Genomic DNA, 13,707 nt, shown 5'->3' on the forward strand with positions numbered 1-13,707 from the left:
CCCTCCCCCCACCCCCCCCGCCCCCCCCCCCCCCCCCCCCCCCCCCCCCCCCCCCCCCCCCCCCCCCCCCCCCCCCCCCCCCCCCCCCCCCCCGCCGGGCCGCCCACCCTGAACGGCTGACGCCGGGCCGTGGGGCGGTCGACCGTCGGTTGGTTTTTTCGTCGTCGATACCCCCCCGGGCACGGGCCGGCCGGTCGGCCGCCGTGCCCGGGTCCCCCGGTCACATCGCCTTGTCCGGGGCCTCAGTCGACGAAGGTCTCGCCCCGCTCCGCCTTCTCCACCAGCAGCGCCGGCGGTTCGAACCGCTCCCCGTACCGCTCGGCGAGCTCACGCGCGCGTGCGACGAAGCCCGGAAGGCCGCCCTCGTAGCCGTTGATGTACTGGAGCACACCTCCGGTCCATGCCGGGAAGCCGATGCCCATGATGGAACCGATGTTGGCGTCGGCGACGGAGGTCAGTACGCCTTCCTCCAGGCAGCGGACGGTGTCCAGCGCCTCGGAGAAGAGCATCCGCTCCTTCATGTCGTCGAAGGGGACGGCCGCGCCGTCGGCGGTGCCGAAGTGCTCCCGCAGGCCGGGCCACAGGCCCTGGCGCGTGCCCTGCTCGTCGTAGTCGTAGAAGCCCGCGCCGCCGCTGCGGCCGGGGCGGCCGAATTCGTCGACCATGCGGTCGATCACCGCGTCCGCCGGGTGCTCGGCCCAGGTGCCGCCCGCCTCCTCGACGGCGCGCCGCGTCTCGTTGCGGATCTTGCGCGGGAGGGTGAGGGTGAGCTCGTCCATCAGGGACAGCACCTTCGCCGGGTACCCGGCCTGCGCGGCGGCCTGCTCCACCGACGCGGGCTCCACGCCCTCGCCGACCATCGCCACACCCTCGTTGATGAACTGGCCGATGACGCGGGAGGTGAAGAAGCCGCGCGAGTCGTTGACGACGATCGGCGTCTTGTTGATCTGCCGTACGAGGTCGAAGGCGCGTGCGAGGGCCTCGTCACCGGTCCGCTCGCCCTTGATGATCTCGACGAGCGGCATCTTGTCGACCGGTGAGAAGAAGTGCAGGCCGATGAAGTCGGCCGTGCGCTCCACGCCCTCCGCCAGGAGGGTGATCGGCAGGGTGGAGGTGTTGGAGCACAGCAGCGCGTCGGGCTCGACGATCTCCTGGATCTCCTGAAACACCTTGTGCTTGAGCGCCGTGTCCTCGAACACCGCCTCGATGACGGCGTCGCAACCCGCCAGGTCCGCCGGGTCGGCGGTCGGTGTGATGCGGGCCAGCAGTTCGTCGCGCTTGGCCTCGGTGGTGCGGCCCCGGGACAGCGCCTTGTCGAGGAGCTTGACGGAGTACGCCTTGCCCTTCTGGGCCGCCTCGGCCGACACGTCCTTCAGGACGACGTCGATGCCCGCCTTGGCACAGGAGTACGCGATGCCCGCGCCCATCATGCCCGCGCCGAGGACGGCGACCTTGCGGACCGTGCGCGGTGCGATGCCCTGGGGGCGGCTGGCACCGGAGTTGACCGCCTGGAGGTCGAAGAAGAACGCCTGGATCATGTTCTTGGCGGTCTGTCCGGTGACCAGTTCGGTGAAGTACCGCGACTCGATGGTCAGCGCGGTCTCGAAGTCGACCTGGGAGCCCTCGACGGCGGCCGCGAGGATGTTGCGGGGCGCGGGGTAGGGAGCGCCATTGATCTGCTTCTTCAGGTTGGCCGGGAAGGCGGGCAGGTTGGCGGCGAACTTGGGGTGCGCCGGGGTGCCGCCGGGGATCTTGTAACCGGGGACGTCCCAGGGCTGCTGCGACTCGGGGTGGGCGTCGATGAACGCCCGCGCCTTGGCGATCATCTCCTCACGGGTGGCGGCCACTTCGTGGATCAGGCCGTTGTCCAGGGCTCGCTGCGGCGTGTACTGGGTGCCCTGGAGGAGCACCTTGAGCAGGGCGTCGGCGATGCCCATGAGGCGTACGGTACGGGCGACGCCGCCGCCTCCCGGGAGGAGGCCGAGGGTGACCTCGGGCAGGCCGATCTTGGAGCCGGGCGCGTCGAGGGCGATCCGGTGGTGGGAGGCGAGGGCGATCTCGTAGCCGCCGCCGAGGGCCGCGCCGTTGATGGCGGCGACGACCGGCTTGCCGAGGGTTTCGATGCGGCGCAGGGCGCGCTTCATCTCCATGCCGGCGTCGAAGATCTGCTGGGCGTCCGCGGGCCCGGCCTTCATCATGTCCTTGAGGTCGCCGCCCGCGAAGAAGGTCTTCTTGGCGGAGGTGTAGATGATGCCCCGGATGGAGTCCTTCTCGGCCTCGGCGCGGTCGGCGACGGCGGCGATGGAGGCCCTGAAGGCCTGGTTCATGGTGTTGGCGGACTGGTCGGGGTCGTCGAGGACGAGGGTGACGACGCCGGTCTCGTCCTGTTCCCAGCGGATGGTGGTGGACTCGCTCATGGTTCTGGCTGCTCCGTAAGGCCGTACGGGAAAGGACGGGGGTCAGACGCGCTCGACGACGGTGGCGATGCCCATGCCTCCGCCGACGCACAGCGTGGCGAGGCCGTAGCGCTTGTCCTGGCGCTCCAGTTCGTCGACGAGGGTGCCGAGGATCATCGCGCCGGTCGCGCCGAGCGGGTGGCCCATGGCGATGGCGCCGCCGTTGACGTTGACCTTGTCCAGGGACAGGCCCATGTCCTTGACGAAGCGCAGCACCACCGCGGCGAACGCCTCGTTGATCTCGACCAGGTCGATGTCGTCGATGGTCAGTCCGGCCTTGGCGAGGGCCTTCTTGGAGGCGGGCGCGGGGCCGGTGAGCATGATGGTCGGCTCGGAGCCCGAGACGGCCACGGAGACGATCCGGGCGCGGGGGGTCAGCCCGTACCGCTCGCCGACCTCCTTGTTGCCGATGGCGACGAGCGCGGCGCCGTCGACGATGCCGGAGGAGTTGCCGGCGTGGTGGACGTGGTCGATCTTCTCGACCCAGTGGTACTTCTGCAGCGCCACGGCGTCGAAGCCGCCCATGTCACCGATGGCCGCGAAGGAGGGCTTGAGGCCGGCGAGCGAGTCGGCGGTGGTGCCGGGCCGCATGTGCTCGTCGTGGTCGAGGACGACCACTCCCGCGCGGTCCTGGACGGGGACGACGGACCGGTCGAAGCGGCCGTCCTTCCAGGCGGTGGCGGCCCGCTCCTGGGAGAGCGCGGCGTACTCGTCGACGTCGCGCCGGGTGTATCCCTCGATCGTGGCGATCAGGTCGGCGCCGATGCCCTGCGGGACGAAGTTGGTGTCCCAGTTGGTCATGGGGTCGGCGAACCAGGCTCCGCCGTCGGAGGCCATCGGCACGCGGGACATCGACTCGACGCCCCCCGCGAGGACCAGGTCCTCCCAGCCGGAGCGGACCTTCATCGCCGCCATGTTGACGGCTTCCAGGCCGGAGGCACAGAAGCGGTTCTCCTGTACGCCGGCGACGGTGTCGGGAAGCCCGGCGGCGATCGCGGCGATCCGCGCGATGTCGGACCCCTGGTCTCCGACGGGGCCGACGACACCGAGCACGATGTCGTCGATGGCGGCGGGGTCGAGGCCGGGGAAGCGGCCGCGCAGCTCGTGGATGAGGCCGACCACCAGATCGATCGGCTTGGTGCCGTGGAGGGCGCCATTGGCCTTGCCGCGCCCGCGCGGGGTGCGGATCGCGTCGTACACGTACGCTTCGGTGCTCACTGGTCAAGCCTTTCAGGGAGGGGTCAGCCGAGCAGGGAACGGCCGATGATTTCCTTCATGATTTCGGTCGTACCGCCGTAAATAGTCTGGATCCGGCCATCGGTGAAGGCCCTGGCGACCTGGTATTCAGCCATGTAGCCGTAGCCGCCGTGGAGCTGCAGGCAGCGGTCGGCGACCCGTTTCTGCAATTCGGTGGCCCACCACTTGGCCATCGAGGCGTGGACCGCGTCCAGTTCCCCCTTCGCGTGGTCGACGACGCAGCGGTCGACGAACTCGCGGGTGACCGCGCATTCGGTGGCCATTTCGGCGATCTCGAAGCGGATGTGCTGGAGCCTGGCGAGCGGCCGCCCGAACGCCTCGCGTTCCTTGACGTACGCCGTGGTGATCTCCAGGAGGTGCTCGGCGGCGGCGATACCGGCGACCGCGATGTTCAGCCGCTCCTGCGCCAGGTTGGTCATCAGGTGGATGAACGCGCCGTTCAGCTCGCCGAGCAGGTTCTCCTTGGGGACGCGTACGTCGTGGAAGAACAGTTCGGCGGTGTCCTGGGACTTCTGGCCGATCTTGTCGAGGTTGCGGCCCCGTTCGAAGCCGTCCATGCCGCGCTCGACGACCAGGAGGGACAGGCCGTGCGCGCCGCCCTCGGGGGTGGTCTTGGCGACGACGATCACCAGGTCGGCGAGGATGCCGTTGGAGATGAAGGTCTTGGAGCCGTTGAGCAGCCAGTGGTCGCCCCGGTCCTCGGCGGTGGTGCGGATGCCCTGGAGGTCGGATCCGGCGCCGGGTTCCGTCATGGCGATGGCGGTGACGATCTCGCCGGTGCAGAAGCCGGGGAGCCAGCGCCGCTTCTGCTCGTCGGTGGCGAGCGAGGTGAGGTAGGGGCCGATGATGTCGTTGTGGAGGCCGATCGCGAGACCGGGGGCGCCGGCGCGGGTGAACTCCTCGGCGAGGACGGCGCTGTAGCGGAAGTCGGGGTTGCCGCCGCCTCCGTACTCCTCGGGGACGGCGATGCCGAGCAGGCCCTGGCGGCCGGCGGCGAGCCAGGCGTCGCGCGAGACGATGCCGTCCTTCTCCCACTGCTCGTAGTGCGGCAGGACCTCCTTGGCGAGGAAGGTGCGGACGGTCTCGCGGAAGGCGTCGTGCTCGGCCTCGAAGATCCGGCGCTTCACCCGGTCCCCCTGTCGTCGTCGTCGGTACGGGCGCTGTCGTCGGTACGCGCGGCGTCGGTACGGGAGCCGTCGGTGCGCGCGGGGGCGCTACTGGCGGCACGCACGGCGTCGGTACGGGAGCCGTCGGTCGGCGCGGCGTCGGTACGGACGCCGTCGGTACGGATGCTCGGTACGCCCCAGTCGCCGGCGACCTCGTCGGTGTCGGCGCCCGGCTGGGCGGGCGGCCGGGTCACGGAGCTCGGGGTTACGGAGAAGCGGGGCGCAGGGGCCGGCTGGGTGATCCCGCCGTGGTCCGTGAACGTGGAGCGGGCCGCGAGGTGTGGGTGGGCGGGGGCCTCCCGCAGCGACAGGACGGGGGCGACGCAGGCGTCGGAGCCCTCGAAGACGGCCGTCCATTCGGCTCGGGTCTTCTCCTTGAAGCGCGCGGCGACGGCGGCGCGCAGCTCTCCCCAGCGGTCGAAGTCCTTACGGGCCGGAACCGAGTCCTTGATGCCGAGCAGCCGGATGAACTCGTCGTAGAACCGCTGCTCCAGCGCGCCCACGGCCATGGACTGGCCGTCGGCCGTCTCATAGGTGCCGTAGAAGGGGCAGCCGCCGTCCAGGAGGTTGGCGCCGCGCCGGTCCTGCCAGCCGCCGGCGGCCATCATTCCGTGGATCATCGTCGCCAGGTGCGCGGCTCCGTCGGTGATGGCGGCGTCCACGACCTGGCCCCCGCCGCCCTCCTGGCGCGCGTGGTGCAGCGCGGCGAGGACGCCCACGACGAGGTAGAGCGAGCCGCCCGCGTAGTCGCCGACGAGGTTGGCGGGCACGGTCGGAGGCTCACCGGCCTTGCCGATCATGGAGAGTGTGCCGGTGATGGCGATGTACGCGATGTCGTGCCCGGCGCGCTGGGCGAGCGGGCCCTCCTGCCCCCAGCCGGTCATCCGTCCGTAGACCAGCTTCGGGTTGCGGGCGAGGCACGCTTCGGGGCCGACACCGAGGCGTTCGGCGACGCCCGGGCGGTACCCCTCGATGAGGACGTCGGCGCGCTCGACGAGGTCCAGGACGCGCTCCGGGCCGTCGTCCGCCTTGAGGTCGACGAGCACCGAGCGCTTGTTGCGGTTGGTGAGGTCGTACGCCGGGTCGATCGCCAGCCCCGCGCCGCCGGGCCGGTCGACCCGCACCACGTCGGCGCCCAGATCGCCCAGGAGCATGGCGGCGAACGGGCCGGGCCCGATGCCCGCCAGCTCGACCACTCGCACTCCGGCGAGCGGGCCGCTGCCTGTCGCTGCCATATGACCCCCTGGACTGTGACACAACTGCTGTAACAGTGATGATGCTAAGAACGTGTTCCACTCCGCACAAGCCCTGTGGACAAGCGCGTGGCAGCACACCCGGACAATCGCTCCTCACCCCGCACGCTAGCCTCTGCCTCCGACAACGGCGCGGACGGCGGAGGGGCTGGATGGACACACGGGACGGCACGGAGCGGGCGCATGACGTGGTGCTCTTCGGGGCGACCGGATTCGTCGGTGAGCTGACCGCCCGGTATCTCGCCGCGCACGCACCCGAGACCTGCCGGTGGGCGCTCGCCGGGCGCAGCCGGGCCAAGCTGGAGGCGCTGCGCGACCGGCTGGCCGCGGAGCACCCGCGGTGCGCGGACCTGCCGTTGCTCACTGCGGACGCCGGCGACCCGGACTCGATGCGCGGGCTCGCCGAGTCGGCCCGGGTGGTGGCGACCACGGTCGGGCCGTACGTGCTGTACGGCGAGCCGCTGGTGGCGGCCTGCGCCGAGGCGGGCACGGACTACGTGGACCTGACGGGCGAGCCGGAGTTCGTGGACCTGATGTACGTCCGCCACGACGGGCGGGCCCGTGAGACGGGGGCGCGGATCGTGCACGCCTGCGGTTTCGACTCGGTACCGCACGACCTGGGCGTCTACTTCACGGTGGCCCAGCTTCCCGAGGGTGTGCCGTTGGCCGTGGACGGGTTCGTCCGCTCCAACGCCTTCTTCTCGGGCGGTACGTTCGCCTCCGCGATGACCGCCATGGGGCGGGGCCGCCAGACGCTGCGGGCGGCCCGCGAGCGCCGGCTGCACGAACCGCGGCTGGTGGGGCGGCGGGCACGGGCGCCGCTCGGGGCGCCGCGCTTCAGCCGGGAGACCGGGGCGTGGGCGCTACCGCTGCCGACCCTGGACGCGACCGTGGTGGCCCGTTCGGCCGCGGCCCTGCCCCGGTACGGGCCGGACTTCCGCTACCGCCACTACGCGGCCGTCAAGGCCCTGCCCGTGGCCATCGGCGGGACGGCCGCCGTCGGGGCGCTGTTCACGCTGGCGCAGTTGCCGCCCGCGCGGCGGTGGCTGATGGACCGTTATGAAGCGGGGCAGGGGCCGGACGAGGGGCGCCGCGCGCGCAGCTGGTTCACGGTCCGGTTCGTCGGTGAGGGCGGCGGGCGGCGGGTGTTCACCGAGGTGTCGGGCGGCGACCCGGGTTATGACGAGACGGCGAAGATGCTGGCCGAGTCGGCGCTGTCCCTGGCCTTCGACGCGTTGCCCCCGACCGCCGGCCAGGTGACCACGGCGGCCGCGATGGGCGACGCCCTGCTGGAGCGGCTGAGCCGGGCCGGGATCCGCTTCCGGGTCGCCGACTCGCGCTGAGCCGGCGCCCTCAGTCGCGTACGAGGCAGAACGGGTGCCCCGCCGGGTCGGCGTAGACGTGCCAGCCGCGGGCGGGGTCGCCGTCGTCGAGGGGCGCCGCCCCGAGCGCGAGGACGTCCTTCCTCGCCGCTACGAGGTCGGCCACGCCGACGTCCAGGTGGAACTGCTGGGGGCGGGACGGGTCGGGCCAGGCCGGCGGGCTGTAGGGCTCGGCCCGCTGGAAGCCCAGCACCTGCCCGCCGTCCAGGTGGAGGGTCGCCCAGTCCGCGTCGAGCGACCAGCGGGGGTCGGGGCGGTTCACCTCGCCGCCGAGCAGCCCCTGGTAGAAGCGGGCCAGGACGAGGACGTCGGGACAGTCCAGGACGGTGCACTGGAGCCGGCCGATCATGACGTCGCCTCCTTCAGGGCCCGCCGGCACAGGGTGTCCGCGTGGCGGGTGGTCTCCGGGATGCGGTAGCGGGGCGTCAGGTGCAGCGTATGGGCGCAGGCGTTGTCGAGGGAGACCCGGTGGCCGACCGACACGAACACCGGCTTGACCTCGGCCCGGGTGCGCAGCGCCCGGCCGACCTCCTCGCCGTCCGCGAGCAGCGGGCTGGACGCCCCTCGTTCGGGGCCGGGCTGTTCGAAGGTGAAGGTGAACGGGTTCTTGGCGACGCCGATCACCGGCAGGCCGGTGAGGACGCCGAGGTGGGCGGCGAGGCCGAACCGGCGCGGGTGCGCCCGGCCGTAGCCGTCGCACACCACCAGTCCGGGACCGCCGCGCAGCGCTTCCAGCGCGGCCAGGACGGTCGGTATCTCGCGGAAGGCGAGGAGCCCGGGAACGTACGGGAAGGACACCCGGCCCACGGCGGTCGCCTCCTCCACGACGGTGAGGGTTCGGGCGTCCAGGACCACGGCTGCCGCGGCGACGAGATCGCGCTCGTCGTCGTAGGCCACGTCGACGCCCGTGACCAGTCCGGTGCCGGGCGGCGGACCCGGCTCGTCCAGGACGACACGGTCGCGCAGTTCGTCCTGGACGGCCAGGGCCTCCGCCTCGTCGGACGGCCAGCCGGCGGGCTTTTCGATGATCGTCATAGTGACGGTCACCTTACGTCCGCCGGGACCGCCGGAGCGATGACCGGGTGACCGCCTGGCCCTGGCGGACCCGGTTGTCGGTGGCGCCGGATAGCCTCGCGGTCATGTTCGTACTGGAATTGACCTACACCGGGCCCATCGAGCGGGTGGACGAGCTTCTCGCCGACCATGTCGCCTGGCTCGACTCGCACTACGAGTCGGGCGTCTTCATCGCGTCGGGCCGCAAGAATCCGCGCGACGGGGGGATCATCCTGGCCGTGGGGGACGACCGCGCGCGGATCGAGGAGATCACGGCGACCGACCCCTTCGTCGTCGACGGTGTGTGCGCGTACCGCGTCACGGAGTTCATGGCGACGAGGACGGCGCCCGGACTCGCGGCATACCAGCAGACGCTCCCGGCCCAGGCGTAGGGAACCGCGCCACTCGCTCCGTACGTCGTCGCCGGGTGCGTCGGCGCTCAGCCGGCCCGGTCGGCCGTGCGCAAGGGGCAGCCGGTGCCGACACGCGCTTCGAGGTCCGCCCGCAGGGCCGCGAGTTCGTCCATGCGGGCGTCGATGAACCGGATCTTCTCCCGCATCAGCGCCGACAGCCCCTCGGCGGCGTCCGGCGCGTCACCCAGTTCCTCGCCGTGCCGGGCGATCTCGCCGAGGGAGAAGCCCAGTGCCTGTGCGGTGCGGACGTAGGCCAGCCAGGCCACCGTCTCGGGCGGGAAGTCGCGGTACCCGTTGGCGAGCCGCCGGCCCGTGACGAGGCCGATCCTCTCGTAGAAGCGAATGGTGTCCTTGGTGACACCCGCCTGCGCGGCCAGCTCCCCGATACGCATGAACGACCCCCGTCCGCCCGTGACTTGACCTTGGACAGTACTCCCCTGTCTAGCGTGAGGATTCGTTGCCGTCGCACCAGCAGGAGCCTCACGTGATGCGTTTCCTCACCCCTTCCCGCCGTACCTATCTCCGGGTCGTCCGCGCGAGCGCCTGGTACGACCTCGTCGTCACGGCGGCCTTCGCCACTCCGTGGACCTACGCGCTGGTGCACCGTGCGCTGTCGTCGCTGGGTTCGGCGCTCGGTCTGGGCGTCCTGCCCGCCCTCGATCCGGTCCAGACGATGTACGCGAACCTGCTGGGATCCGTCGTGGTCGTCTGGGCGCTGTTGCGGATCGTCAAGCCGTTGGCGGCGCACGGGCTGTTCGACGGTGTCGCCCGCGCGCTGTTCGCCCTGTGGCAGGCGTACGCGCTGGCGCAGGGTGCCACGGGGGTGCTGTGGCTGTTCCTCGCCGTGGAAGTGGCGCTCGGTGTCGCTCAGCTCGTCCCGTGGTGGCGGGGGCGTGCCGGTCTCGCCGACGGACCGGCCGGCTCCACGGCCGGGCACGCCCTCGGCGCCCCGGCCGCCTGAGGCGGCGGGCACGGCCGATGGCCGCCCCGCCGCCGGCCTGGTCCTACCGCTGCAGGCGGGCGACCCGGCCCTTCTCGCCCGAGGCCCAGCAGCCGAAGTCGGCGGCGCAGTCGACCGTGTCGTACGAGCCCGCGTCGACGGTCCGCCAGGTGCGGCCGCCGTCCGTGGTGAGGTCCGTCCCGGTGGGGCCGACGGCGAGGGCGGCCGACCGGCTGTGCGGGAGCCAGGTCACGCCCGAGCGGTAGGCGGGCGGCGGGGTGTGCGCCTGGCGCCAGGTGCGCCCGCCGTCCCGGCTGACGGCTCCCGCCCGGGGCGACGGCTGCCCCGTCCGGTAGTCGCCGCCGACGGCGATGCCGTGCGCACGGTCGCGGAAGGCCAGGGCGAAGACCCCGCGGGCCGGGTCCCCGGCCGGGACGGTCGACTCGGCCACCGTCCAGTTCAGGCCCCGGTCGGAGGAGTGCAGCACGCGCGCGGTGGCACCGCCTCCGGTGGCCAGCCAGACGTCCTTGGGGCCCGAGCTGACCAGGCACTGGCCGCTCGCCGCGAACCCCGCCTCTCCCGGCAGGGCGGCGGGCATGCCGGTGTCCGGCAGCACCTTCCAGGTGCGGCCACCGTCTCCGGTCGACAGGATGCGGTACTTGCCGTCGACCGGGTCGCTCATGGCGAGCCCGTGCCGGCTGTCGAAGAAGGTGACGCAGTCGTAGAAGGCCCTCGCGTCGGTGTTGCGGAAGGACTCGGTCCAGCTCGCGCCGCCGTCGTCGGTACGCAGGATCCGGGAGGCCTCCCCCTCCCCGATCGCCAGGACGACCGCGCGACGGCCGTCGAAAGCCTCGACGTCCCGGAACTCCAGGTCGCCCGCTCCCGGGGGCGACACGTTTCGCCAGCTCCGGCCGCCGTCCGAGGTGCGCAGCACCGTGCCCTTGGAGCCGGCCACCCAGGCGGTGGAACGGCTGACGGCCGCCAGGCCTCGGAAGCGCACCTCCGTCCCGGTCGGCTTGAGCTGCCAGGAGGGCTCCGCCGTGGTGGGAGCGGCCTGGGCCGGGGCGGCGGTCAGGGTGGCCGCGAGCGCCGCCCCGCACAGCCCCACCGACACCGCTCGTCTCGTCTTCCCCATGGACGTCATGGCGCGGGAACGTAGTCCACGCCGACCGACGCGTCCAGGGCGCCTCGGTGACGCAGGTCACACCGTTCGCCAATGCACGCGTCGCCGGAATTCGTCGTCCTTTCCGGTGTAAGAGTCGTACCGCCTCAGCCGTGTGAGGGAGCAGGCCTTGTCCACCGTCATCGAGCAGGCCGTACAGGTCCGCCTGGTCGCGTCCGCGCCCCGCATGGAATCCGTCGCCGCGACCCTGCGCTACGACCGCCGGAACCCGTTCGCGGTGCAGATGGCCTTCCCCGCGCGGGCCACCCTCGAAGGGATCGAGGTGTCCTGGGAATTCTCGCGGGAACTGCTCGCGGCGGGTGTCGACGGAGCGGCCGGGCTCGGCGACGTGCGCGTACGCCCCTTCGGCTACGACCGTACGGTCGTGGAGTTCCACGCCCCCGAGGGTGTCGCGATGGTGCACGTCCGCACCTCCGAGGTGCGCCGGTTCCTGCGGCGCGCCCAGCACCTGGTGCCGGCCGGCTGCGAGCACGAGTTCCTGGACCTCGACCAGGACCTCACCGAACTGCTGCGCGACGCCTGCTGATCCACGCGCCGTTAATTCCGTTGCCGCCCGGAACGGACCGGGCGTAACGTCGTTCCCGGCCCTTGTTGTCGTCGAACGGAGCAGGACGTTGCTCGTCTGAGGTCTTGAGACACCGTGTCGCACAGCCGCGTTCGGCGCTGTGCGCGCTGATGTGTGCGACCTCGGCCCGTGAGCCGTCCTGGTGTCTCACCCGTTGCCTTCTTCCCTTCTCATGCAACCGGGAGACCCGTATGTCTACGTTCCCCACTTTCATCACCTGCACCGACCTGTCCTTCTCGTGGCCCGACGGCACCGAGGTCCTGGACGGCTTCCAGCTCGCGGTCGGGCCCGGCAGGACCGGCCTGATCGGCCTCAACGGCTCCGGCAAATCGACCCTGCTGAAGCTGATCGCGGGGGAACTCGCCCCCGCCGACGGCACGGTCCGCACGATGGGCGAGATCGGCTATCTGCCGCAGAACGCCACGCTCGACACCGCTCTCCGCGTCGACCAGGCCCTGGGGATCGCCTCCGCGCGCGCCGCCCTGCACGCCATCGAGGGCGGCGACGCGAGCGAGGAGCACTTCACGGCGATCGGGGACGACTGGGACGTGGAGGAGCGGGCGCGCGCCGCACTCGACCAGCTCGGCCTCGGCCACATCGGCCTGGACCGCACCATCGGCGAGGTGTCGGGTGGCGAGTGCGTGCTGCTGCGGCTGGCCGCCCTGCTGCTGGCCCGGCCCGACGTGCTGCTGCTCGACGAGCCGACCAACAATCTCGACCTGCACGCCCGACGCCGACTGTACGCGGCCGTCGAAGGCTGGTCCGGGGTCCTTGTCGTCGTCAGCCACGACCGCGAACTGCTGGAGCTGGTCGACCAGATCGCCGACCTCCGGGACGGCGAGGTGACGTGGTACGGCGGGGCCTACTCGGCGTACGAGGAGGCGCTCGCCGCCGAACAGGAGGCGGCCGAACGCATGGTGCGGGTCGCCGAGGCCGACGTACAGCGCCAGAAGCGCGAACTGGCCGACGCACAGGTGAAGTTGGCACGGCGCAAGCGCTACGGACAGAAGATGTACGACAGCAAACGCGAACCGAAGATCGTCATGAACGCGCGCAAGCGGGCGGCGCAGGAGTCGGCCGGCAAGCACCGCATCATGCACAGCCAGAAGCTCGCCGAGGCGAAGGAGCGGCTCGACGAGGCGGTGGACGCGGTACGGGACGACGACGAGATCCGTATCGAGCTGCCGTACACCACGGTCCCGCCGGGCCGGGGCGTGCTGCTGCTCCGCGACCTGGAGCTGCGCTACGGGGCGCGGGTCGGCGGCGAGTGGGAGGTGCGCGGCCCGGAGCGGATCGCGCTCGTGGGGCGCAACGGCGCGGGCAAGACGACGCTGCTGCGGACGATCGCCGGTGAGCTGGAGCCGGTGACGGGCGAGGTGGTGCCGCACGTCCCGCTGCGTTTCCTGCCGCAGCGGCTCGACGTCCTCGACGACGAGCTGAGTGTCGTGGAGAACGTCGCCCGGTACGCGCCCGAGGCGACCAACAACCGCATCCGGGCACGGCTGGCCCGCTTCCTGTTCCGGGGGGCGCGGGCCGATCAGCCGGCCGGGACACTGTCGGGCGGCGAGCGGTTCCGCGCGGCGCTGGCCGCGCTGCTGCTGGCCGAGCCGGCACCGCAGCTGCTGATGCTGGACGAGCCGACGAACAATCTCGACATGGCCAGCGTACGGAAGCTGACGGCGGCGCTGGACGCCTACGAGGGGGCGCTGATCGTTGCCAGTCACGACGTGCCGTTCCTGGAGTCGATCGGCATCACGCGCTGGCTGCTGCTGGAGGACGGCGAGCTGCGGCCGACGACGGCGCAGGAGGTGCTGTCGGACCTGTGACGACCTGGCGAGTACCCGGCGGGCGGTGTCGGGTACTCGCCATGGCGTCCCGGGGCGCCGGGTCCGGGGTTCGTCGTCCAGGAGACATCGCTGCCGGTGCCGCCCGTGCCGCGTTTCCCGCCCGCCGGGCGTGCGGAGCGCGTGCCTCGCGCAGTCGGTCACCGACGAGGTAGGGGACGGCGGTCACCAAGCCCCTTCGTACGGTGCAGCGGC

General features: G+C 72.0%; 13 protein-coding genes. 5 read left to right on the top strand and 8 right to left on the bottom strand.

Annotated features, from left to right (window positions below):
- Positions 1-242: 242 nt before the first annotated feature.
- The 4 genes from ACZ6C1_RS06705 to ACZ6C1_RS06720 are packed head-to-tail and all read right to left on the bottom strand — an operon-like array spanning position 243 to position 6,114.
- Positions 243-2,417, bottom strand: coding sequence for a 3-hydroxyacyl-CoA dehydrogenase NAD-binding domain-containing protein (locus ACZ6C1_RS06705; RefSeq protein ID WP_469238357.1), 2,175 nt, complete (start codon positions 2,415-2,417; stop codon positions 243-245).
- 42 nt (positions 2,418-2,459) lie between these two features.
- Positions 2,460-3,674 carry an acetyl-CoA C-acetyltransferase gene (locus tag ACZ6C1_RS06710; RefSeq protein ID WP_469238358.1) on the bottom strand — a complete coding sequence of 405 codons (1,215 nt, stop codon included), beginning with the start codon at positions 3,672-3,674 and terminating at the stop codon, positions 2,460-2,462.
- Between the two features lie 23 nt (positions 3,675-3,697).
- Complete coding sequence (locus ACZ6C1_RS06715) at positions 3,698-4,840, bottom strand: acyl-CoA dehydrogenase family protein (RefSeq protein WP_469238360.1); 1,143 nt, start codon at positions 4,838-4,840, stop codon at positions 3,698-3,700.
- Complete coding sequence (locus tag ACZ6C1_RS06720; RefSeq protein ID WP_469238362.1) at positions 4,837-6,114, bottom strand: CaiB/BaiF CoA transferase family protein; 1,278 nt, start codon at positions 6,112-6,114, stop codon at positions 4,837-4,839. The genes ACZ6C1_RS06715 and ACZ6C1_RS06720 overlap by 4 nt, the downstream gene beginning before the upstream one ends.
- A 170-nt stretch (positions 6,115-6,284) precedes the next feature.
- On the opposite strand from ACZ6C1_RS06720, the gene ACZ6C1_RS06725 reads away from it, so the two are divergent.
- Positions 6,285-7,475: a saccharopine dehydrogenase family protein gene (locus tag ACZ6C1_RS06725; RefSeq protein WP_469238364.1), complete on the top strand. Its 1,191-nt coding sequence runs from the start codon at positions 6,285-6,287 to the stop codon at positions 7,473-7,475.
- A gap of 10 nt (positions 7,476-7,485) precedes the next feature.
- On the opposite strand, the gene ACZ6C1_RS06730 is transcribed toward ACZ6C1_RS06725, so the two are convergent.
- Entirely contained in the window at positions 7,486-7,863 is a 378-nt protein-coding gene (locus ACZ6C1_RS06730; RefSeq protein WP_469238366.1) for a VOC family protein, read from the bottom strand.
- Entirely contained in the window at positions 7,860-8,549 is a 690-nt protein-coding gene (locus ACZ6C1_RS06735; protein ID WP_469238367.1) for an endonuclease V, read from the bottom strand. The genes ACZ6C1_RS06730 and ACZ6C1_RS06735 overlap by 4 nt, the downstream gene beginning before the upstream one ends.
- A gap of 104 nt (positions 8,550-8,653) precedes the next feature.
- Here ACZ6C1_RS06735 and ACZ6C1_RS06740 point away from each other — a divergent pair, with 104 nt between their 5' ends.
- Positions 8,654-8,959 (top strand): YciI family protein, encoded by a 306-nt coding sequence (locus ACZ6C1_RS06740; protein WP_469238369.1) that lies wholly within the window; start codon positions 8,654-8,656, stop codon positions 8,957-8,959.
- 47 nt (positions 8,960-9,006) lie between these two features.
- Here ACZ6C1_RS06740 and ACZ6C1_RS06745 read toward each other — a convergent pair whose 3' ends face one another.
- Positions 9,007-9,372, bottom strand: coding sequence for a MerR family transcriptional regulator (locus ACZ6C1_RS06745; protein WP_469238371.1), 366 nt, complete (start codon positions 9,370-9,372; stop codon positions 9,007-9,009).
- A 95-nt stretch (positions 9,373-9,467) separates the two neighbouring features.
- Here ACZ6C1_RS06745 and ACZ6C1_RS06750 point away from each other — a divergent pair, with 95 nt between their 5' ends.
- The gene (locus ACZ6C1_RS06750) at positions 9,468-9,941 is read left to right on the top strand and encodes a hypothetical protein (protein ID WP_469238373.1); all 474 of its coding nucleotides are present in this window, start codon (positions 9,468-9,470) and stop codon (positions 9,939-9,941) included.
- Between the two features lie 43 nt (positions 9,942-9,984).
- Here the strand turns inward: ACZ6C1_RS06750 and ACZ6C1_RS06755 are convergent, their stop codons facing one another.
- The gene (locus tag ACZ6C1_RS06755) at positions 9,985-11,064 is read right to left on the bottom strand and encodes a WD40/YVTN/BNR-like repeat-containing protein (protein WP_469238375.1); all 1,080 of its coding nucleotides are present in this window, start codon (positions 11,062-11,064) and stop codon (positions 9,985-9,987) included.
- A gap of 148 nt (positions 11,065-11,212) precedes the next feature.
- On the opposite strand from ACZ6C1_RS06755, the gene ssgD reads away from it, so the two are divergent.
- Together ssgD and ACZ6C1_RS06765 are read left to right on the top strand one after the other, a co-directional pair.
- Complete coding sequence (gene ssgD / locus ACZ6C1_RS06760; RefSeq protein ID WP_469238376.1) at positions 11,213-11,629, top strand: spore wall synthesis regulator SsgD; 417 nt, start codon at positions 11,213-11,215, stop codon at positions 11,627-11,629.
- A 230-nt stretch (positions 11,630-11,859) separates the two neighbouring features.
- Positions 11,860-13,494 carry an ABC-F family ATP-binding cassette domain-containing protein gene (locus tag ACZ6C1_RS06765; RefSeq protein WP_469238378.1) on the top strand — a complete coding sequence of 545 codons (1,635 nt, stop codon included), beginning with the start codon at positions 11,860-11,862 and terminating at the stop codon, positions 13,492-13,494.
- Positions 13,495-13,707 lie beyond the last annotated feature (213 nt).

The sequence above is a fragment of the Streptomyces sp. NPDC041796 genome (assembly GCF_055590785.1).